The sequence below is a fragment of the Chromatium okenii genome, assembly GCF_016583745.1.
Classification (GTDB): Bacteria; Pseudomonadota; Gammaproteobacteria; order Chromatiales; family Chromatiaceae; genus Chromatium; species Chromatium okenii.
Map to the genome: position 1 here is coordinate 1 of NZ_NRRQ01000024.1, position 20,380 is coordinate 20,380.

Here is a 20,380-nt window from a genome sequence, read left to right on the forward strand (position 1 = left end):
ATGAGTACTTAAAGTCAGTCATCTCTGATTCTTGGGCTGTATTCAGCAAATCATCAAGCTATGCCAAGGGCTGGATAGAACAGTTCGTGCCTTGGGTGCTGTATGGTTAGTTTTGCGGACAACTATAGTTCTAAAAGTTTCAACTCGTTAGAGCAAATTAAATAAAATTTTAACGTATTTATTTTTACAAATACAAATCTATTTTACTAAGATTTTTCAGTAAAATCAATCATTTAAATGATAAATTAGCGCAACTTTAATCACTTTAAAGGTAGTTAAAAATGACAGATTTTTTTGATTATGATCTTGCTTTTTCACGAAATATTGGCTGGGTAACTGAAACTGAGCAGGCTGTTTTACGCACTCGGCGGGTTGCTATTGCAGGGATGGGAGGGGTGGGCGGCGCCCATTTACTGACCTTGACGCGGCTTGGTGTCGGAAAATTTAACATCGCAGATTTTGATGTATTTGAGCTGGCAAACTTCAATCGTCAGGCGGGTGCGAGTTTGCGTCATGTGGGACAACCAAAGGTTGATGTAATGGCGGATATGGCGCTCGACATCAATCCAGAGTTAGATATTCGTCGTTTTTCTGCGGGCGTGAACGCCGAGAATCTAGGCGATTTTTTGGAAGGGGTTGACCTTTATGTAGATAGCCTAGATTTTTTCGCATTAGATGCGCGACGATTGGTGTTTGCGGGCTGTGCACAACGCAGTATTCCTGCCACGACTGCCGCACCATTGGGGATGGGATCGGCACTGCTAAATTTTTTACCTAAGCGTATGACTTTTGAGGAATATTTTTGCTTAGAAGGAAAAACAGAAAATGAGCAATTATTGCGTTTTTTAATTGGTTTATCGCCAAGCTTGTTGCAAATGAGTTATTTGGTGGATGCAACAAGGATTGATTTGCCAAACCATCGTGGTCCCTCAACACCAATGGCCTGCGAGTTGTGTGCAGGAATGGCGGCAACTCAAGCACTTAAAATTCTACTTAAACGTGGCAGGGTATTAGCAGCACCTTGGGGATTGCATTTCGATGCGTATCGCAACAAGTTAGCTAAAACATGGCGACCGGGTGGAAATCGACATCCACTACAGCAAATTGGATTATGGTTTTTGGTGCAGCAAAAACTCAAACTTTAATCAAGGATGGGGCACTCAGTGTGCCCCATCCTTTGGTTACTATATTTTCTTGCGGCGACTACCAAACAGTAAGCCGATCCCCATCAGTGCTAAAGTCGACGGTTCAGGAACTTCTACTTTGACCGATCCGTCAAGATGACTTTCACGAATTGCTACCACTGAATAAGGTGCATCTGGTGTGGTCAATGCAACCGTCCTAAGCAACAACTGTTCGGGTGTTGGAATAGGTGGATCAATGTTCGTATCAAGGGTTAACTTTGCGAAATCACCAGTCAACGCCAAATCGTGAGCATCATGATAATATCCTTGACCATCACTAACCCAAAGAAAATTATCAATTGCAGAGGTAATCTCAAAAAAAACATCTAAGTTTCCCAGATTGATATCTGATCCATTCAACTCACCACGAAATAAAACTTGTTCATTCACACCGCCATAATTAACAGAAGTGCGTACACCACCTGAAAAAGAATCGTTTCTAGTATCGTTAAAATAGACGTCCAAGTAGCCTGATGTAAAGACAGCACCCGACTGACTCATTACGCCATCAAATCGATATACAACCTGAAGATCCCAGCTTGTACCAAACCCTTCGTCATCTCCCATTGCTAGACCGTTTAGCTCGTCAAGATCACATTGACCACTCGCACAATTGGGCAAAGTCAAACTAACATTCGTGGTTCCATCAAGTGCAGTGCCGCTTGTTGGGATGCCATAAGCATTCAGCGTAGATGTCGCATTAGTGTCAATAAAGTTTCCAAACAGACTACCATCCGACATATCATAGATGGATGGTGCCAATATTTGACTAAAACCGAATTCATCAAAAATTCCTGTGGTGGTATCGTCATCTCCAAGAACAACAGAGGGAAATGGATTGAAGGCGATATGCACGTCATAACTTCCACCATCGACCAAAGCACCAAGGTTGAGATACATCTGATTTGCCAAGGCTACTTCAGAAAAAAGAACAGCAGTTGTTATTATGACAATCGAGGCTGACTTGCTCATGGGACACTTCCTTATTAGTGTGTTTTTGGGAGTAAATCTGTCAAAAATGATCAGACCATTGTCAGTGGCAATTTGACTAACCAAAACGTCTTCGTGACGCCACTTGACACAGACAATAAAGCAAACGCCGCGCCATGTAATTAAAAACAACTAAATCAATGAGTTAGGCTTTGATTGTTTAAGCTAAAAATCAACCCTGTAAAATTTCCTGACGTTCAGTCAGTGTTATCCGGCTCTGCTTAACTACACTTTTACCAAACTATCGTAAACAAACTGATACAGGTTTTGCATATCGCCTTGGATGTTGTCCAAGATTTTCTCAACTGACACGTAATGAGCTGCTCGCGGTCCATGATAGTCAACAATTTGACCAGCTTGTACAAAAGGTATCCCTAAGATGACAGCTCGTCTTGCCAATCGTGGTTCAAGCATTGCGAAGATATGCTGGCGTTGTAAAATCGTCATCAAGGCTGTACCTGCGTAAAAAAGCGCAAGACTGAGTAAAGGAAACGAACGCTGTTCTTCACGAGAATCTTTTTTTCCCAAAACAATACCAAACGGTGATTCATTTTCACCCACCCGACGCCGAAATTTAGTATGCACGACAAACCTAGAACCTTCAGCTACATCTAAACGAGGCAAACACATGGGATGTAACACAGGATCAGTTAAACTTTCTCCACAAAAAGACTCCATAGGTAACAAGAAAGATGGCTCATCAGTTGCGGTTATCATGCGGATGCAGCCTGCACCAACGCCTGTTGCTCGATGAACGATCAAACAGTGCAACGCCACATCATCATAATCATCGCGCTCCATCCCTCCGTGACAGGATTGTTCGGTTTCATAACCAAATTCACGACAAAATACATCATAGCGAATTTGAAATATCTGTTCTAATGATTTTGAATTTTTTGCTGGAATAATTTCAAAATAATCTCGAAAATGGTCGGCAACTGAAAAATCGTTCATGGGTTTCCTCATCAACTGGTTAGATTTCATACATAAAGTTATGCAGTTTGATGTTATATCGATCGATCAGTATCGTTGAAGTGATAACGTACCGCAATCTAGTACCTGCCTGTGTAATACCTCACAACTATCCGCTTCAGTCATAATGTGCGAGCACAAAACCCACCTTCGGGTGCTTCCTCGACCATGAAATGGATTTCAGTCACATTATTTGTCTCTATTTTACGATAATTTCACTGTCGGGTAGTGCTTGCGGTAATTGAACAATTCCATAAAGCACCCGCCTACCAGTGTAAAATATCCTGACACTTCAGCACCGCCGCCAAACCCTGAAATCACCCGCTACAGAAAGCTACATCGGCGTTTGCACTGATAAAACACCCTCCTCCAGGTGTAAAATATCCCGACACTTGAGCCACACCGCCAAAACCCGAGATCACCCACATCATGGAAAGCTACACCGTCGTCCGCCCCGAACATCTCAACCAATACGGTCATCTTTTTGGCGGCTGCCTGCTGAAATGGGTAGACGAAATCGCTTGGATCGCCGCCAGCCGCGACCACCCCGGCTGCCAATTCGTCACCATCGGCATGGATCGTGTCGCCTTTCATCGCGGAGTGCAATTGGGCGCAGTCTTGCGGTTTGACGCCACCGCCCAAACGCGGGGACGCACCTCCGTCACCTACGCCGTCCGCGTTTTCGCCGACGATCTCAACACCGGCGCGGAAGAAGCCATCTTTTCTACCGCCATCACCTTCGTCCGCCTCGACGAGACTGGGCGCAAAATCCCTCTGCCAACCACTGCCGTCTAACCCGTGTATCTGCGCCAATTCTATTCCGTTCCCACCGCGCTCATTCTCGGCATCGCACTTGCCCTGCTATTACCGAGCGGAGCGCCAGCCGTCGCGTGGCTGGGACACATTTTTATCTCACTGCTCAAGCTGCTCATCCTGCCGCTCATTTTAGTGTCAATTTATTCGACACTCGCCAGCTCGGCGGCACTGCGACACATCGGCGGACGCACCTTCGGCTATTACGTCGCCACCTCCGCCGTCGCCGCCCTCACCGGCACCGTACTCGGTCTCACCTTCGCCCACGATCTGCCGACAGGCTTACTCCATTTAGAAGTGGTCATCACGCCGACCGTCGCCTTCAATGTAGACCAACTCATCAACCAGTTCATCCCCAGCAACGTATTCGCCTCACTCGCCGCCGGCAATGTGCTGCACATCGTCGTCATCGCCATCAGCGCCGCTCTCGCCACCCGCCAGCTCACCGACCCGCACCGCCTCACGTTAATCAACGGCGCACAAGCACTCGACGCCTTACTGATGCAAGCCCTCAACGGCGTGTTAGCAATCGCCCCGCTCGGCATTACTGCGCTGGTTTACAGCAGCTTGGCAACACTGGATTGGGCGGAAATTTTCCAGTTGCAAGCCTTGATTTGGGCGATTGGTTGGGGCGTCATCATTCACGCCTTCCTGTTCATGCCGCTGCTCTATTGGCTGCGCACTCGCCGCTCACCTTGGCAATTGCTCCGCGCCAGCCGCGAACCGCTGGCAACCGCCTTCTCCACCGCCTCCAGTTCCGCCACCTATCCAGTCTCAAAACGGGCGCTGGAAGACTTCGGCGTCAGCGAACAAATCACCAGCTTAACGCTCCCGCTGGGCGCGACTCTCAACATGCACGGCTCGGCCATTTATCAAGCCATCCTCTTGATTTTTATGTCCCAACTTGCCGGAGTGGAATTAACCGCGCTGCAAGCCGGCTTCATCGTCCTGCTCACGATGGCATCCTCAGCAGGCACTGCCGGCATTCCCGGCGGCGGCATCGCCATGATGGCATTTATGCTCACCCTGCTCGGCTTACCGCCCACTTATTTGGCGCTGTATCTCATCGTTGACCGTTTTTTCGACTACCCGATCACCGCCGTTAACGTCTGGGGCGATTTAGTGATTGCCGCAATTGTGGATGTTGAGCTGAAAACGACTGCTAAACTGCCACCAGTTTAATTGCCATCACGGTGAACAACGCGATGCAACTCACCCGCAGCACTACTCAATTTCATCTCCTGCTGGCGACGTTATGGTTGCTGCTGACCACCAGCCTGCCAACCGCCGCCGCGCCAGACTGTCAACCCGGCGCTGCGACGCACATCTGGATCACGCCGCAGCAACCGCAACCCGGCGAACCGCTCGAACTCATCGCCGTCGCCACAGACGCCGGCATCGACCAAATTTTGGTGACTGATCCCGGCGGTGAGCAACGCCCGCTGCGCAGCAACGCTGGCGATGGTCCGCCGTGGTCGCGCCACGCCACCTTGTTTCGACCCAGCAGCGGCATCTACCGGTTTGAAGTTCTGCGCAACGGTGATCGCGTCGCCTGCGCCGAGGTGGAGATTGGCGGCAACGCGCCACCGCCGCGAGGTGAATGGGATGTAGCGACCGAAGCATTTTATTCCGTCTGGATTGCGCATTTATTCGCCGCCCCGCCGGAACAAGCTCTGAGTTTTGAATCGCTGGCACCGGTGCTGCGTGATCCCGAACGCAATCTGTTGTTTAACTTTCTCGGTGCCAACGAAGATCGCCGCTTGCCGGCCGAGCCAGATTGCGCGGATTTAGCTTATTTTTTAAGAAGTTATTTTGCGTGGAAATTGCAATTACCCGTCGCATATCGCGCCTGTAATCGCGGCAGCCGCACCGCACCGCCGCGTTGTGAAGCGCCATCAATTGATCGTCGCTTTGTCAACGCGCCCGCGCCCGTCAGCAGTTTCCGCGAGTTGAGCCGCCGTTTGATGGACACGGTGCATTCCGGCAGCGGGCGCACCGCCTTGAATGCCGACGCCACTGATTTTTATCCGGTGGCACTAGCGCGAGAAAACCTCTGGCCGGGCACGCTGTACGCCGATCCTTACGGACACACGCTGATGCTGGTGCAATGGGTGCCACCCCGCGCTGGCGCGAGCGGATTGTTATTGGCGGTGGATGCGCAGCCAGATAATTCCGTGACGCGGAAACGCTTTTGGGAAGGCACCTTTTTATTTGCGCCCAGCGCCAGCAGCGGTCCCGGCTTCAAAGTGTTTCGCCCGCTGGTGACGACTGCCAACGGTGAATTGCGCCAGCTCTCGAATCAGGCGCTGGACGGCAGCAACGGTTTACCGGCGTTTGCAACCGAGCAAGCGGCGCTGACGCCAGATGCGTTTTATGCGCGGATGGAACAGTTGATTAACCCTGACGGCATCACGCCCACTCTGGCATACGCAGCGACGTTGGCGGCGTTGCAGGAACAATTGGAAACGCGCATCGCCTCGGTGGAAACCGGTGAGCGTTATGTGCGCACTCATCCCGGCACCGTGATTGCGATGCCGAGCGGGGCGGCGATTTTTGAAACTATCGGCGCGTGGGAAGATTACGCCACGCCGTCGCGGGATATGCGGCTGTTGATTGCGATGAAGGTGCTGGAAAATTTGCCCGAGCGCATCCGCAGTTATCCTGAGTTGTATCAACTGCGCGGACAAGCGCCAGACACCGCCGCCGCGCAGATCGTGCAATTACACGCGCAGCAGCTTGATGAGAATGCCATCACTTACACCCGCAGCGACGGCAGCACTTGGCGCTTGACGTTGCGCGAGCTGTACGCCCGCCGCGCTGGTTTGGAAATTGGTTACAACCCGAATGATTGCGTCGAACGGCGCTGGGGTGCCGGCGCAGACAGTGACGATCTCGCCACCTGTGAGCGCCGCGCTCCGCCGGAACAGCGTGCCAAAATGGAGGATTACCGTTCGTGGTTTCACAACACCACGCGCCCGCCGCGTTGAAACTGTCCATTCGCTCCGGCTGGCGGCTGGCGCTGATGGGCGCGTTCAGTTTTCTGCTGGGCGCTTGCGCAACATCGTCACAACAAGACGCCGCTGGGCAGAAAAATGGCAGTTGGGCGGGAGTGCCGATTGGCACTGCGCCCGCGCCAAATGCCCGTATAAAACAAGCCATCGTGACGCGAGCCAAGCGGGAATGGGAGTTTTTTGGCCGCCAAACGGTGCTGCTGAAAGATGGCGAGGAAAGCATCCCGCACGTTGGCGCGTGGGAAGATGACAGCGATCACCACAGTGATCGCGTCAATGTTTACTGGCGCACGGTCAAAGAACCGCAATTGACGGGCATGGATTGTTCCAAACCTTGGTCAGCCGCATTTATCAGTTGGGTGCTGCAAACCGCTGGCGTTCCCGCTGCGCAATTTCCCCCCGCTGCCGCTCACGCCACCTATCTCGCCGCCATCATTGACCAAGCTGATGCGCCGCGCCGCTGGTTTGTGCCGCGCCGTCTCAGCGACTACAGCCCGCAGCCGGGCGATTTGATCTGCGCCTCTCGCGGCAAATCGCGCCCGCGCATCGTCAACGGTTACGTCAGCGCCCGCGCCCTGTCAGGCATGAGCGGGCATTGCGATTTAGTGGTCGGCGCGAGCGCCAAAACGCTCGACGTAATTGGCGGCAACGTCCGTAATTCCGTCTCCAAAACCACGTTAGAACTGGACGGCAAAGGGCGCTTGCAGCCGAGCGCCAAACGTGCGTGGTTTGTCGTGGTCGAAAATCGCTTGTAACTCGCTGAATTACCACATCAAATCATCAGGCACTTGAAATGCCGCATACGGATCATCTGCCGCCGCTGGCGCGGCAGCGCGATTGTCCACCACCACTAAACTCGGATCGCGGGCGCGAATACGCTCCACAATTTCCGCCGGTACCATTTCATAAAACGCATCTTGGCGCACAATTGCCAATTGCCCTGCCGCCAATTTTGCGTGTTGGATTTTATTCACATAAATGCGTTTTAAGGTCACGCCATCAGTGAAGTTATACGCCACTTCAGCGCCATCGCGGACAATACGATTGGCGTGAATCAATTGGCGAATATCATTCTCCGCCGCATGTAATGCCGCCTCTTCTTGACGCAGGCGATTGAATTCCCGATCCCGCGCTATTTTTTCTAAACGCGCCTGTTCAGCGGCAGCGCGAGCAGCGGCAGTTTCAGCGGCAAGCGTTTGTTTACCCGCTTGTTTATTCTGTTTATGCTGCGCAGAACGCACCTGCTTGACTTCCTGTTTTTTCACTAAACCGGCTTTTAAGAGTTGGTCTTGCAGTGAACTTGCCACGATAAAATACTCCAAAATGATTCACATCAATACTAAATAATACGCTTGGCTATTTCCACGTTGCCGCAATTGGATCAGATTGCCAGCGAATACGATGATGCGTGCGTTCACCAGCAGCATAAAAGGTACGGGTTAATAATTCCGCCAGCACACCAGTGGTTAAAAACTGAACTGCCGCCACCAAGAATAAAATTGCAATAAATAACAGTGGGCGGTGCCCAATATCCGCACCGAATACAAATTTAACGATCAATAAATGACTCATCATTACTGCGCCCACGCCGCCAAAAATAATGCCAATCATGCCGAAAAAATGCCCGGGGCGAGAGCCAAAGCGTAAAAAGAAAAATGCTGCTAATAAATCCAGCAACACGCGAAAGGTGCGCGAAATACCATATTTGGAACTCCCGAATTGCCGCGCTTGATGCGTCACGACACTTTCACCAATACGCTGCGGGGCGGTAACGCTGGCCATCCACACCGGAATAAAGCGGTGCATTTCTCCCAATAACCGCACTTCTTTAATCACTTCAGCGCGATAGATTTTGAGGCTGCACCCGTAATCATGCAGCGCCAGTCCGGTGATTTTAGCGATCAAATGATTGGCGATTTGTGACGGAATTTTCCGCAAGAACAGCGCATCTTGACGCTGTTGTCGCCAGCCCTGCAATAAATCTAAATCTCGCGTTAATAACTCAATTACCAAACGCGGAATATCGGCCGGATCATTTTGTAAATCACCATCAAGCGTGGCGATCAATTCGCCGCGTGCGGCATCAAAACCCGCTTGCATTGCCGCAGTTTGCCCAAAGTTACGCCGCAATTGAATCACCCGTACATGCGCACCAAAGCGAGCGGTTTGTTCACGCAGCCGCTCGCCGGTGCCGTCACAACTGCCATCATCAATACAAATCAATTCCCAAGCGCCCGTGTATTGCGCCAAGCCTTCATGCACTCGTGTGAGCACTGGCAACACATTATCCAGTTCTTGATAAAATGGAATAACGATGGATAATGATGGCAATGGTGCGGCAAGTGACATGATGAATGCTGACGGGAATAAGAAGTGAAAAAAGTTGCTGCTGTTGGCAGTAAATACTTAAAACGCGGCACCGCTCTGTTTTCCCAATTTCTTGAGAATCAACGCCAACGGGCAAAAGCCAGTAAATGCAGATTGAAAAAGATTTGCGCCGACAAAGCCAGTGAACCACAGCCAATTAAGATTGACATAGACTGCCAGCAATACGGAAATCACAATAAATGCGCCAGCAACTGCAAATACAATGCGTTCGATAGTCATAATGCGCTCTATAAAAAGGTGGTGAGAATGTAATGGTGCGGCGATCTTACCCATTGTGTTGCGGTATTTTCAACTGTACTGCGCTTGCCAGTGCGCGGCATCACTCGCGCTGTTGCGACCACGGCGATAAGCACATCCGCTGAAGGGGCGGCGGTTGTTAGGATGCGGTGCTGCCCTCACTGGTTTATCGGTGCGGATTTCGGTTTAGTATTCGCCATCGCAGCAGCGTTTTGAGGTTGTCATGCCGTCTTTTGACGTAGTTTCTGAAATTGATTTGCAAGAAGTGCGCAACGCGGTCGATCAAGCCAAGCGCGAAATCAGTACTCGCTTTGATTTCAAAGGCATTAACGCTGATTTTACCCTGACTGATACGACGATTTTATTGACCGGTGAGCAGGAGTTTCATTTGCAGCAGATGATGGACATCTTGCGGCAAAAGCTGGTGAAACGGGCGGTTGATCTGGCATGTTTGGAACCCGCCGCGCCGGTATCGACCCTGAGCGCGGCGCGACAGGAGATCACGCTGAAACAGGGCGTCGATGCGGATACCGCCAAGCGCATGATTAAGGCGATTAAGTCCAGTAAACTCAAGGTGCAAGCGCAAATTCAGGGCGATCAGGTGCGCATCACTGGCAAAAAACGCGATGATTTACAAGAAGCTATCGCGCAGTTGCGCACAGAAGACTGGGGTCTGCCGCTGCAATTCACCAACTTTCGGGATTAACGGAGCACTGCCATTTATGAGACGCCTGTCCACGCTCGCCCTTCTCGCTGCGTCTCTGACGCTGACTGCTGCTCAGGCGGCATCACCGGAACAGACCATCCGCGCTGCGCTCGAACAAGCGGTGCCGGGGATTAAAATCAGCCTGATTCGTCCCGCGCCGATTGCGGGGCTGTATGAAATCATGGTTGGCACTGAGTTGATGTATGTCACTGAAGATGGGCGCTATTTTGTCACCGGGCACATCGTCGATCTCAAAACCCGTGACGATCTGACCGAGCCGCGTTTGGCGCAGTTGCGCAAGCAACGTCTTGAACAATTAGATGTGAGCCAGATGCTGACCTTCGGGCCGGCGGATGCAAAACACACGGTGACGGTGTTTACCGACATCGAATGCGGGTATTGCCGCAAGCTGCACAGCCAAATTGCTGACTATAATCAAGCGGGTATCCGCATTCGTTATGTCTTTTTCCCCCGCGCTGGCAAGGGCAGCCCGGCTTATGATGAGGCGGTGTCGGTATGGTGCGCTGGTGATGAGGAGGCGCGGCGGGAGGCGTTGACGGCGGCCAAAGCGGGCAAGTCAATTCCGGCAAAAACTTGTGACAATCCAATTGATGAACACATGGCGCTCGGTGCGGATCTCGGTTTGCGCGGCACTCCCGCCATCGTGACGGCGACTGGCGAGATGATTCCGGGCTATGTGGAACCGAAACGCCTTGCTGCTGAACTGAACGGTGCCAAGCAATAGTGCCTATTTTATCAACGACATCAGCCGGTTAACGTCATGGCGAATCGTCCCCTGTCTGCTTTTTCTTTGACTTACGCTGCCCGCACCGACACCGGACGGGTACGCGCCCGCAATGAGGATGCTGTGCTCATTGATCCCGACTGGGGCGTGCTGGTGGTCGCCGACGGCGTGGGCGGTGCCCACGCTGGCGATGTTGCCAGCAACTTGGCGACCCAGACCATCGCCGAACGGATGCGGGTGCAGGCGCTGCCGCGTCACGATGCCGAGCAAACGCGCCTCGTGATTGAGGACACCATTGAAGAAGCCAATATCACCATCTGGCAGCAAAGCAAGGAATCAGAAAGCAAGTCGGGAATGGGCACGACGGTGGTGGTCGGCGCAATTGGCTGGGAATGGCTGGTGGTCGCGCATGTGGGCGACTCGCGGATTTATCGGCTGCGCAATGGGCAATTGGAACAATTATCGCGGGATCATTCATTTATTCAAGAAGTCATTGATCAAGGCTTTTTTGCAACCCGTGAAGATGCAAAACGCTATGGAATTGGCGAGAACATTTTAACCCGCGCTTTGGGATCATCAGCCGCAGTAAAAATTGCATCAGCAGTGGTGGAATGTGTGGCGGGAGATGTGTTTTTATTTTGCACTGATGGCTTAACGGGCATGGTGCCAGATGATTGGATGCGGCAGATTTTAACTTCCGTAGAAGTGAATTCACTGGATGCGGCAGCGGATGCGTTATTGCGCATTGCGAATGAGCGCGGCGGAAATGACAATATCACGCTGGCGCTGTTGCAAATTGGTGAACGGAATCAGGCATAAGTAATCGCAAATGCGTGACAATAAAAAACCGCTTCCAGAGACTGGAAGCGGTTTTTTAATAGTCGATGTGGTGGTTTAAACTGTCAACGCCGCGCCACTGGCAAACAGTATTTACCATTTTTCTACATCGCTAAATTTCACTCCAATGCGGCAGCGTCCATTAGTGGGATGCGGCGCTACCCACATCACAGACGCCTTACAAGAAAACGGCCCCCAGCCCAATTCTTTGCAATCAAAAGCAACAAATACTTCTGAATCAACTGGCACTGGGCAATCACCAATGAGCTGCATTCCCCCCACGCTCAAATCAAGTGATAACAAGCGTTGTGGTTCACTCGCAGAAGCATCGTCATTCAAGGGCTGGAGTTCAACTTCACAGCGCACGGGAACGCGAAGATTGTTACGACGGTTAGAAAGACTATTCATGGCGGACACCGATAAAGTGTGAAGTAGTACACGGACTTAATTATAGACCGGCGTTTCTGTCTTGACAAATCAAAAGAATTCGGATTGGAACAAATCAACCCGCCGTCACGCGCACCGCTTGCGTCAACGCACTCGCATCCGCATGAGGCAGCGGTAAATAAATCGCGCCCATTTCTTTTGCCAATTCACGCCCTTGCGGTTGTGGACGCGGCGAGGTGTCAATCACCAGCGCGGTGATTTCTAAACCGCGCACGACTCGCGCCGCGCCCAGCGCCTCTTCATTGGCGCGAGTGCGACCGCCCGAACCATCCCGTGCCACATTCGCTCGCCCGTCGGTCATCACAATCAGCACCGGCGTCCCGCCGCGTCGTTTGATCGAATCCGCCAAAATCATGCCCAGATCAATCCCCGACGCCAGCGGTGTGCCGCCACCACCGGGTAGCCCCGCCAAGCTGCGTTTGGCTCGCACCAGCGACCGCGTCGGCGGCAGCAGCACTTCGGCGGCTTGCCCACGAAATGCCACCAGCGCGACTTTGTCACGACGGACGTAACAATCGGCCAGCAACAATTCCACTGCGCCCTTTGCTTCCGCCAGCCGATGCAGCGCCGAGGAACCGGACGCATCAACCACAAAAATCGTCGTGGTTTCCGATTTATGCTTGAACCGCGTGATGCGGAAATCGTCCTGCCGCACTTCAATCCGCGTCGAAGTTTGCCCGCAGCGTTCACGTTCCTCACGGCGTAAACGTTGCCAAGGTGCCGCAGCGCGGAGCGTTTCCACCACGTTGAGCCGCAGCCCGGCGCGAGGTTCACCGCGCAACACGCCAGCCGGACGTCCGCGAGTCTGCGCGTTTTGCATCGCGCCAGCTTTACCGGTCGCCCGCGAGCGCGACCGCCGTAATTTGCCCATCTGCAACTGCGCCAGCAGCCCCGCCGGAATCGCCGCTTTGGTCGCCTCTAAAATCTGATCCTGCAATTCCTGCGGTTCCTGCTGCTCCGTCTCTTGATTTTGATTTTGCTCAGGTTCCTCCGGCTCCGGCGGCGGAGGCTCGGCATCCGGTGGCGGCTCCATCGGCGGCAACTGCGTGGCTCGCGGTGCCAGCACCAAGCGCCCCGCCACCGCTAAATCTGCTTCCGTCACCGCCTCGCGTTCGGCTAATGCAGCGGCAGCGCAGGCCGCACGGCAGGCAAAAATCGACGCTCGCAGCGACGGAATCCCCAGCGCCAGCGCGATCCCGCACAACGCCTCAACCTGTTCATCGCTGATCGTCACCGTCGGCAGCCGCATCCGCGCCGCCGTCAGTTCCTCCGCGTCGTAATCGCAGCTCACCGCCTCGTGATGGCGGATGTAGGTCAGGTCAAGATGAAACGCCAACCGATCACTCAGCGCGTGCAGCAAGCCTTCATCTTCACCGACGCCTTCATCCAGCGCGACCACCGCAAAACGTGCTGGATTGCGCTGCGCCAGCCCGTCGCGCTCCAAAATCACCTCGCCAAAATCAAACGCGCTGGTTAATCGCGCCACCGTGCCGGGCGCAATCCGCTCGGCCATCGCCAGCTCAATCACGCCGCCATTGGCTTCGACCAGCAGCCCGCGCTCGGCCACGGGGCGACCGGCATTCAACGTCGCCGCTAAATCCAAACCGCCGAGCAGCCGTCCGTCAGCGACATGCAGCGGAATTCGGCGCTGCGGCGCGTCTTCCGGTTGCAGATCGCGCATGATCGTCAACCATTGATCGCGCACCGGCCCGGCGAGAGCGCGAAGGGCGACGCCGCCAGTGCCAAACGGATCAACCGTCATCAACGCTGCTGCCAGCACGGCGTCTTCCCAAGGTGAGGCAGCGGCTGGCGCGGGGCGGGCGTCAGTCATCACAGCGGGAGTCGCGCCAGCAGTGCTCATGAACCAAATAACTCCGCAACGGCGCGTTCAACGCGACTGGTGGAACCGGATTCATCCAGCGGATCGCGGCGCAGGCGATGACGCAGCGCAGAAGTGGCGATGGCTTTGAGATGGGTTTGGGTGACTTCGGTGTCGCCCTGCAACGCGGCAAGTGCTCGCGCAGCGCGGATCAAGGTCAATTCGCCGCGCAGTCCGTCAGTGCCGAGTTTGATGCACAGGCGTCCGGCATCTTCGAGCGTGGCATCTGGCACGGTGACGGTTTTTAAGACCTCCTTGCCTTTCTCAATCAGCTTGCGGATTTTGGCGTCCTTGCTTTTCCATTTCTGCACGAAGGCGTTGGGATCGCGCTCAAATTCATCGCGCAGCCGTACCACTTTCATCCGCGTCGGCAAATCCTGCGGCGTCTTCACTTCGACCGATAAGCCGAAACGATCCTGCAACTGCGGGCGCAATTCGCCTTCTTCGGGATTGCCAGAACCGACCAGCACGAAACGGGCGGGGTGGCGAATGCTCAAACCTTCGCGCTCCACCAGATTCTCGCCGGACGCAGCAACGTCAAGCAGCGAATCAACCAGATGATCTTCCAGCAGATTCACCTCGTCGATGTACAAAAAGCCGCGATGTGCTCGCGCCAGCAAGCCCGGCTCAAAGGCTTTTTCGCCTTTGGTCAGCGCCCGCTCCAAATCCAACGCGCCAATCACGCGGTCTTCCGTCGCGCCGAGCGGCAAATCGACGACTGGCACCGGCACTTTGCGGGTTTTGGACGGATTGCCTTTGGCGCGTTTCTCGCGGCAGTCCGCGCACACGGCGTCATCACCGGCGTCGGGATCGCAATTGTAAGTACAATCATAGGCTTGCATTTTAGGCAGCAGCGCGGCGAGACCACGAATTGCGGTGGATTTGCCGGTGCCCCGGTCGCCAAACACGAGAACGCCGCCAATTGACGGATCAATTGCTGCAATCAACAGCGAGCGTTTCATCTCTTCTTGGGCGACGACGGCGGAAAACGGAAACGGGATGGACATAGGTGGCGAACCTGATTGCTGTGATTTGGAAAGAAAGGTGCAGTCACGCAGTGACCTGCGATCCCGTTGCCAAATTGGGGCTGGCGCGTGAGATCAAGATCGCTACTTTACCGTTAAATTGGCGACACGTCGGCAACGGATCGCGCCCAACTGCACGGCTGGACGCTCGCTGCGGCTTTCATGCAGACTCGCTGGCGCTGGGTTGACCAATTGAATCACCGGCTCTTTTTTCACGAGGAATGACGTTATGACATTGATACAGCAAGTTTTTTTAGACAATTGCGGAGTGCGGACATGAGCGATAGCGCGTCTTTCATGGCGACTGATGGCCCGTCCAAAGGTCTCGCCCAGATCGCGCTGTTGAGCAGCGACGCTCGGCTGCAAGGTCGCCCGCGTTTGTGCAGCGACTGCGGGCTGTGCGACAGCTATTTGCAGCCAGCGATGGCGCAGGCCTGCGTGTTTGTGCGCAATCAAACCGAGGCGCTGGAGCAACGGCTGCACGGGCGCAATCGTCACGCTGATGACGAGCGCCAGTTTGGAATTTTCCGGGCGCAACACGCAGCGCGACTGCGCCGCCCCAATCCTAAGGCGCAGTGGACCGGCATCGTAACGGCGCTCGGAGCGCGGCTGCTCGAATTGGGGCGCGTTGACGCGGTGCTGACCACCGGCGCGGCGGCGGGCACGCGGTTTCAAGCGCAGCCAGTGCTGGCGCGAACTCCGGCGGAAGTGCTGGCGACGGCAGGAAATAAACCGAGTTTATCGCCGGTTTTAAATTTATTGGATGCCGTGCGTGAACAGGGCATTAAACGCTTAGGATTTATTGGCACCAGTTGCCAAGTTCACGCGCTGCGAGCAATTGAATCTGAATTGAATTTAGATCATTTAGACGTGATTGGCATTCCGTGCAGCGATAATGTCAGTTATCCCGATTTGGTCTATTTTTTAGAACAAGTCTCGCGTTCACCGGCAACGATTGTGCATTATGAGTTTATGCAGGATTTTCGCCTCTGGATGCGCCATGAAGACGGCAGCGTAGAAAAACTCAACTTTATTGATTTTCCGATGGATAAATTGCACGGCGTCTTCCCGTCAGCGTGTTTATCTTGCTTTGATTATGTCAATAGTTTGAGCGACATCACCGTCGGTTATATGGGCGCGGAATTGGGTTGGCAATGGGTGCTGGCGCGGACTGCAAATGGTGAAGAATTATTTGAGTTATTGCGCCCGGATTTAGAACTAGGCGAATTAACGTCACGCGGTGATCGCAGCAAAGGAATGCCGCATTTTATTCAACGGCTGGCACAACCGCCCGGCGCAAAACGTCCGCCGTATTTAGTACGGCAATTGGTGGCGCTGCTACAACGCAAGCGCGGTTCACAGGGTTTAGAATTTGCGCGAGCAATCATTGAAATGAAACTGTTGCGCAATTTGAATTATCTGCGCAGCAAGTTTGCGCGATTTGAGGAGCGCGTGGTGCCTTATCATGTTTATGCTGCGCTGGAACCATATAACGAACAATATCAGGAGACATTTGCGCAACCATTAACGCCACTGCGTGAAAAGTAACCGCTAGCAGGTTAAAAAAGCCAAGTGCCTTAACTTGGCTTTTTTTATTCAGCAACGACGACATGTTGAGGCGACGACAATATGAACACGCTTTATTTTGGCGACAATCTCAACATTTTGCGGGCGCATGTGGCAACTGAATCGGTTGATCTGATTTATCTTGATCCGCCATTTAATTCCAATGCAAATTATAACGTGCTCTTTCAATCGCCCCAAGGTTACGCGCATCATGCGCATATTGAAGCCTTCACCGATACTTGGCATTGGGGCGAGTCAGCAGAAGCAGAATTTTCTGATCTTTTGCACCAAGCCAATACCAACGTGGCGCAATTGTTGACGGCGTTGCGCTCATTGCTCGGTGACAATGATTTAATGGCATATTTGGTGATGATGGCGAGCCGATTATTGGAATTGCATCGGGTATTAAAACCCACTGGCTCGTTGTATTTACATTGCGATTCCAGCGCCAGTCATTATCTTAAATTGCTGTTAGATGCAGTGTTTGGTGCGGCGCGATTTCGCAATGAAATTATTTGGAAACGCACCTCGGCACATAATAACGCCAAGAAGTTTGGGCGGATTGCCGACCGCATTTTTTATTATAATAAAAGCGATCAATTTTGTTTCAATATGGTGCGCGGTAGTTATTCAGAAGAACAATTGTCGCGTTATAAATACTGCGAGGGTGAGCGACGTTATCGCGCTGAAAACTTAACTGCGCCGAGCGTTTCCGCGACGCGCTCAGTATTATGGCGCGGCGTTCATCCGGGTGAAAAACGCTGTTGGCGCTTTGATCTTGCGGAATTAGAGCGGCTGTATGCAGAAGGACGCATTTTATTAAAACGCGATGGCAGTCCGCGTAAAGATGGCTTGAAAGAATATCTGGACGAAGCAGCGGGTGCGCCATTACAGGATATTTGGACTGACATTCAATTATCTCCCACCGCTGCCGAGCGCCTCGGTTATCCCACGCAAAAGCCGTTGGCATTATTAGAGCGCATTATTCAAACGAGCAGCAGGGAAGGTGAGACAATTCTTGATCCTTTTTGCGGCTGCGGCACGACAATTCATGCCGCCCAGCACTTAAATCGGAAGTGGATTGGTATTGACATCACACATTTAGCAATCACGCTGATTGAAAAACGCTTGCGCGATAGTTTTCCCAACATTGCTTTTGCAGTGGCAGGTACGCCACAAGACCTTGCAGGTGCGCAGGATTTAGCAGCGCGGGATAAATACCAGTTTCAGTGGTGGGCGTGTTCATTGGTGAATGCGCAGCCATTTCAAGGTCAGAAAAAAGGCGCGGATGGTGGCATTGATGGTTTAATTTTTTTTCAAGATGAACCAAACAACGTTAAAAAAATTGTCGTTTCAGTAAAAGGTGGTGCCAATGTTAGCGTGGCAATGATCCGCGATTTTGCGCATGTGATTCACCGCGAACAAGCCGCTCTGGGTTTATTTGTGACCTTGACTGCGCCGACTCAACCAATGCTGAGTGAATCTGTGGGAATTGGTTTTTATGCTGCACCAATGTTTCCCGCACAACGTTATCCTCGGCTGCAAATTCTAACGATTGAAGGCTTATTAAAGAAAACCGAATACCCACGTTATCCTGATCTTGCTGCTGGCGGTTTGAATTTCAAAAAAGCGGCGCTGGCGATCACTGACAACGCGCAACCGGCATTATTTTGATACGTCGTTGTCAAGATTGGTAAAAATGCAGATTTGTCGCTTTATTAATCTGCATAGTGAGAAAAGTATTTACAACTTAAACGAGATGTTAAAACCCCGCCATTAACGGCGGGGTTTTTTAGAAGAACTGATTACCAGCTATCGTAAACAGTGACACTAGCAGAAGGCCATACGCCTAAATAATCGAGCACAGTGAGCGTGAGTATTTCCTCTCCTCCTTCATCAACGAAATCATTTGCTAGTTCTACTGAAATATAACCAGAGCCGCCCTCAATCATTACGCTGCCTTCCAACGATCCATAAGCAATATCTGTTTCATCAATGCCATAACCACTTAGGGTGTATGTCAACATTGTGTAATCAGTTACGTTGGTTGTATTAACAGTGAAAGTTGCCCATTCACCTTCGTTAACCGAATACGTATTGGCAAAAAGAGCATAGGTTGCTGGCGGTGTAATACTGGTGTCATTGACAACGATGTAGTTAGTAACACCGCTATTATCCAACATCACCGTCAGCACATCTTCGCCATCAGTGAATTCATCAGCAGCCAGAGCAACCGCAATCGTTGCCATGTTTTCAATCACCGTTGTCATACCAGTCAGGGCGTTATAATCGCCGTCCAGATTTTCATCAACGATGTCCACCGTATCAACACCACTCAGGGTATAAGCCAGCTCTGTGCCGTCAGCAACGTTGGTTGTATTAACAGTGAAAGTTGCCCATTCACCTTCGTTAACCGAATACATATTAGCAACAAGGTCATAGGTAGCTGGCGGTGTAATACTGGTGTCATTGACAACGATGTAATTAGCAGCGCTGCCGTTATCCAACATCACCGTCAGCAGAACATCGCCATCAGTGAATTCATCAGCGGTCAAAGCAACCGTAATCGTTGCCATATTGCCAATCACCGTTGTCGTACCAGTCAGGGCGTTATAATCGCCGTCCAGATTTTCATCAACGATGTCCACCGTATCAACACCACTCAGGGTGTACGTCAACATTGTGTAATCAGTTACGTTGGTTGTATTAACAGTGAAAGTTGCCCATTCACCTTCGTTAACCGAATACGTATTGGCAAAAAGAGCATAGGTTGCTGGCGGTGTAATACTGGTGTCATTGACAACGATGTAATTAGCAGCGCTGCCGTTATCCAACATCACCGTCAGCACATCTTCGCCATCAGTGAATTCATCAGCGGTCAAAGCAACCGTAATCGTTGCCATGTTTTCAATCACCGTTGTCGTACCAGTCAGGGCGTTATCATCGCCGTCCAGATTTTCATCAACGATGTCCACCGTATCAACACCACTCAGGGTGTACGTCAACATTGTGTAATCAGCAACGTTGGTTGTATTAACAGTGAAAGTTGCCCATTCACCTTCGTTAACCGAATACGTATTGGCAAAAAGAGCATAGGTTGGTATCAACACCTCAATCGTCACCTCCGCTGTAGCCGTTCCGCCATTACCGTCCTCGATGGTGTAACTAATGATTTCAGTAAAACCACTGCCCCACGGTGTATAACTTATTCCTTGCTTTCCATCCTCAAGAGCGACAATTTCAACCTCACCATTTTCCGTCGGGGAGATATTCGTTATCGTCAGAAAATCACCATCAGGATCGCTGTCATTTGCTAACACTGCGATTTGCACGGTGGTATTGGCACTCGTTTCAGCAAAATCATTTTCAGCGCTTGGCGCTTTATTCGCTGGTGCCGTCACGTTGACAGTAATTGTTCCAGAAGCAGTTGCGCCGTCATCATCAGTTGCTTGCACTTTTAGAGCGAAAGGACTGGTAGATAAAGCCAGATCATTGACATCATTTACAGTCAAAACACCAGTGCTCGCATTCAATAAAAATGCAGCTTTGCCGTCGCGATCAAAATCAGTGTTATTCGCGG

At 52.1% G+C, this 20,380-nt stretch carries 20 protein-coding genes; 11 read left to right on the top strand and 9 right to left on the bottom strand.

Going from position 1 to position 20,380, the window contains the following annotated elements:
- Positions 1–281: 281 nt before the first annotated feature.
- A complete protein-coding gene (locus CKO12_RS09935) occupies positions 282–1,145 on the top strand; it encodes a ThiF family adenylyltransferase (RefSeq protein ID WP_200154590.1) in 864 nt (287 codons plus the stop codon).
- A gap of 39 nt (positions 1,146–1,184) precedes the next feature.
- On the opposite strand, the gene CKO12_RS09940 is transcribed toward CKO12_RS09935, so the two are convergent.
- Positions 1,185–2,156: a PEP-CTERM sorting domain-containing protein gene (locus CKO12_RS09940; RefSeq protein WP_200154591.1), complete on the bottom strand. Its 972-nt coding sequence runs from the start codon at positions 2,154–2,156 to the stop codon at positions 1,185–1,187.
- 243 nt (positions 2,157–2,399) lie between these two features.
- Positions 2,400–3,128 carry a PEP-CTERM/exosortase system-associated acyltransferase gene (locus CKO12_RS09945; RefSeq protein ID WP_200154592.1) on the bottom strand — a complete coding sequence of 243 codons (729 nt, stop codon included), beginning with the start codon at positions 3,126–3,128 and terminating at the stop codon, positions 2,400–2,402.
- 447 nt (positions 3,129–3,575) lie between these two features.
- On the opposite strand from CKO12_RS09945, the gene CKO12_RS09950 reads away from it, so the two are divergent.
- The 4 genes from CKO12_RS09950 to CKO12_RS09965 are packed head-to-tail and all read left to right on the top strand — an operon-like array spanning position 3,576 to position 7,725.
- Positions 3,576–3,941: an acyl-CoA thioesterase gene (locus CKO12_RS09950; protein WP_200154593.1), complete on the top strand. Its 366-nt coding sequence runs from the start codon at positions 3,576–3,578 to the stop codon at positions 3,939–3,941.
- A gap of 3 nt (positions 3,942–3,944) precedes the next feature.
- Complete coding sequence (locus CKO12_RS09955; RefSeq protein ID WP_200154594.1) at positions 3,945–5,141, top strand: cation:dicarboxylate symporter family transporter; 1,197 nt, start codon at positions 3,945–3,947, stop codon at positions 5,139–5,141.
- An 11-nt stretch (positions 5,142–5,152) separates the two neighbouring features.
- A complete protein-coding gene (locus CKO12_RS09960) occupies positions 5,153–6,946 on the top strand; it encodes a hypothetical protein (protein WP_338032731.1) in 1,794 nt (597 codons plus the stop codon).
- Positions 6,913–7,725, top strand: coding sequence for a DUF2272 domain-containing protein (locus CKO12_RS09965; protein ID WP_338032732.1), 813 nt, complete (start codon positions 6,913–6,915; stop codon positions 7,723–7,725). Before CKO12_RS09960 ends, CKO12_RS09965 begins: the two co-directional genes overlap by 34 nt.
- Positions 7,726–7,734: 9 nt before the next feature.
- On the opposite strand, the gene CKO12_RS09970 is transcribed toward CKO12_RS09965, so the two are convergent.
- The 3 genes from CKO12_RS09970 to CKO12_RS09980 are packed head-to-tail and all read right to left on the bottom strand — an operon-like array spanning position 7,735 to position 9,577.
- A complete protein-coding gene (locus CKO12_RS09970; RefSeq protein ID WP_200154595.1) occupies positions 7,735–8,277 on the bottom strand; it encodes a DUF2058 family protein in 543 nt (180 codons plus the stop codon).
- A 49-nt stretch (positions 8,278–8,326) separates the two neighbouring features.
- Positions 8,327–9,319: a glycosyltransferase family 2 protein gene (locus tag CKO12_RS09975; protein WP_200154596.1), complete on the bottom strand. Its 993-nt coding sequence runs from the start codon at positions 9,317–9,319 to the stop codon at positions 8,327–8,329.
- A gap of 57 nt (positions 9,320–9,376) precedes the next feature.
- Positions 9,377–9,577 carry a YgaP family membrane protein gene (locus tag CKO12_RS09980; protein ID WP_200154597.1) on the bottom strand — a complete coding sequence of 67 codons (201 nt, stop codon included), beginning with the start codon at positions 9,575–9,577 and terminating at the stop codon, positions 9,377–9,379.
- A 241-nt stretch (positions 9,578–9,818) separates the two neighbouring features.
- Here CKO12_RS09980 and CKO12_RS09985 point away from each other — a divergent pair, with 241 nt between their 5' ends.
- The 3 genes from CKO12_RS09985 to CKO12_RS09995 are packed head-to-tail and all read left to right on the top strand — an operon-like array spanning position 9,819 to position 11,865.
- Positions 9,819–10,301, top strand: a complete 483-nt coding sequence (locus CKO12_RS09985) for a YajQ family cyclic di-GMP-binding protein (RefSeq protein WP_200154598.1) — start codon at positions 9,819–9,821, stop codon at positions 10,299–10,301.
- A 16-nt stretch (positions 10,302–10,317) separates the two neighbouring features.
- Positions 10,318–11,046 carry a DsbC family protein gene (locus CKO12_RS09990; RefSeq protein ID WP_200154599.1) on the top strand — a complete coding sequence of 243 codons (729 nt, stop codon included), beginning with the start codon at positions 10,318–10,320 and terminating at the stop codon, positions 11,044–11,046.
- A 36-nt stretch (positions 11,047–11,082) separates the two neighbouring features.
- Complete coding sequence (locus CKO12_RS09995) at positions 11,083–11,865, top strand: PP2C family protein-serine/threonine phosphatase (protein WP_200154600.1); 783 nt, start codon at positions 11,083–11,085, stop codon at positions 11,863–11,865.
- Positions 11,866–11,976: 111 nt separating this feature from the next.
- Here CKO12_RS09995 and CKO12_RS10000 read toward each other — a convergent pair whose 3' ends face one another.
- The 3 genes from CKO12_RS10000 to bchI form a co-directional block, all read right to left on the bottom strand.
- Positions 11,977–12,291 carry a PilZ domain-containing protein gene (locus CKO12_RS10000; RefSeq protein ID WP_200154601.1) on the bottom strand — a complete coding sequence of 105 codons (315 nt, stop codon included), beginning with the start codon at positions 12,289–12,291 and terminating at the stop codon, positions 11,977–11,979.
- Positions 12,292–12,385: 94 nt separating this feature from the next.
- Positions 12,386–14,191: a magnesium chelatase subunit D gene (locus CKO12_RS10005; RefSeq protein WP_200154602.1), complete on the bottom strand. Its 1,806-nt coding sequence runs from the start codon at positions 14,189–14,191 to the stop codon at positions 12,386–12,388.
- Positions 14,188–15,216, bottom strand: coding sequence for a magnesium chelatase ATPase subunit I (bchI, locus tag CKO12_RS10010; RefSeq protein WP_200154603.1), 1,029 nt, complete (start codon positions 15,214–15,216; stop codon positions 14,188–14,190). Before bchI ends, CKO12_RS10005 begins: the two co-directional genes overlap by 4 nt.
- Before the next feature lie 50 nt (positions 15,217–15,266).
- On the opposite strand from bchI, the gene CKO12_RS10015 reads away from it, so the two are divergent.
- The 3 genes from CKO12_RS10015 (at position 15,267) to CKO12_RS10025 (ending at position 18,474) form a co-directional block, all read left to right on the top strand.
- A complete protein-coding gene (locus tag CKO12_RS10015) occupies positions 15,267–15,422 on the top strand; it encodes a hypothetical protein (RefSeq protein ID WP_200154604.1) in 156 nt (51 codons plus the stop codon).
- An 88-nt stretch (positions 15,423–15,510) separates the two neighbouring features.
- A complete protein-coding gene (locus CKO12_RS10020; protein ID WP_200154605.1) occupies positions 15,511–16,782 on the top strand; it encodes a Coenzyme F420 hydrogenase/dehydrogenase, beta subunit C-terminal domain in 1,272 nt (423 codons plus the stop codon).
- Between the two features lie 81 nt (positions 16,783–16,863).
- Positions 16,864–18,474, top strand: a complete 1,611-nt coding sequence (locus CKO12_RS10025; RefSeq protein ID WP_200154606.1) for a DNA methyltransferase — start codon at positions 16,864–16,866, stop codon at positions 18,472–18,474.
- A gap of 131 nt (positions 18,475–18,605) precedes the next feature.
- On the opposite strand, the gene CKO12_RS10030 is transcribed toward CKO12_RS10025, so the two are convergent.
- Positions 18,606–20,380 (bottom strand): Ig-like domain-containing protein (locus CKO12_RS10030; protein WP_200154607.1); only part of this gene is annotated, 1,775 nt, incomplete at its 5' end.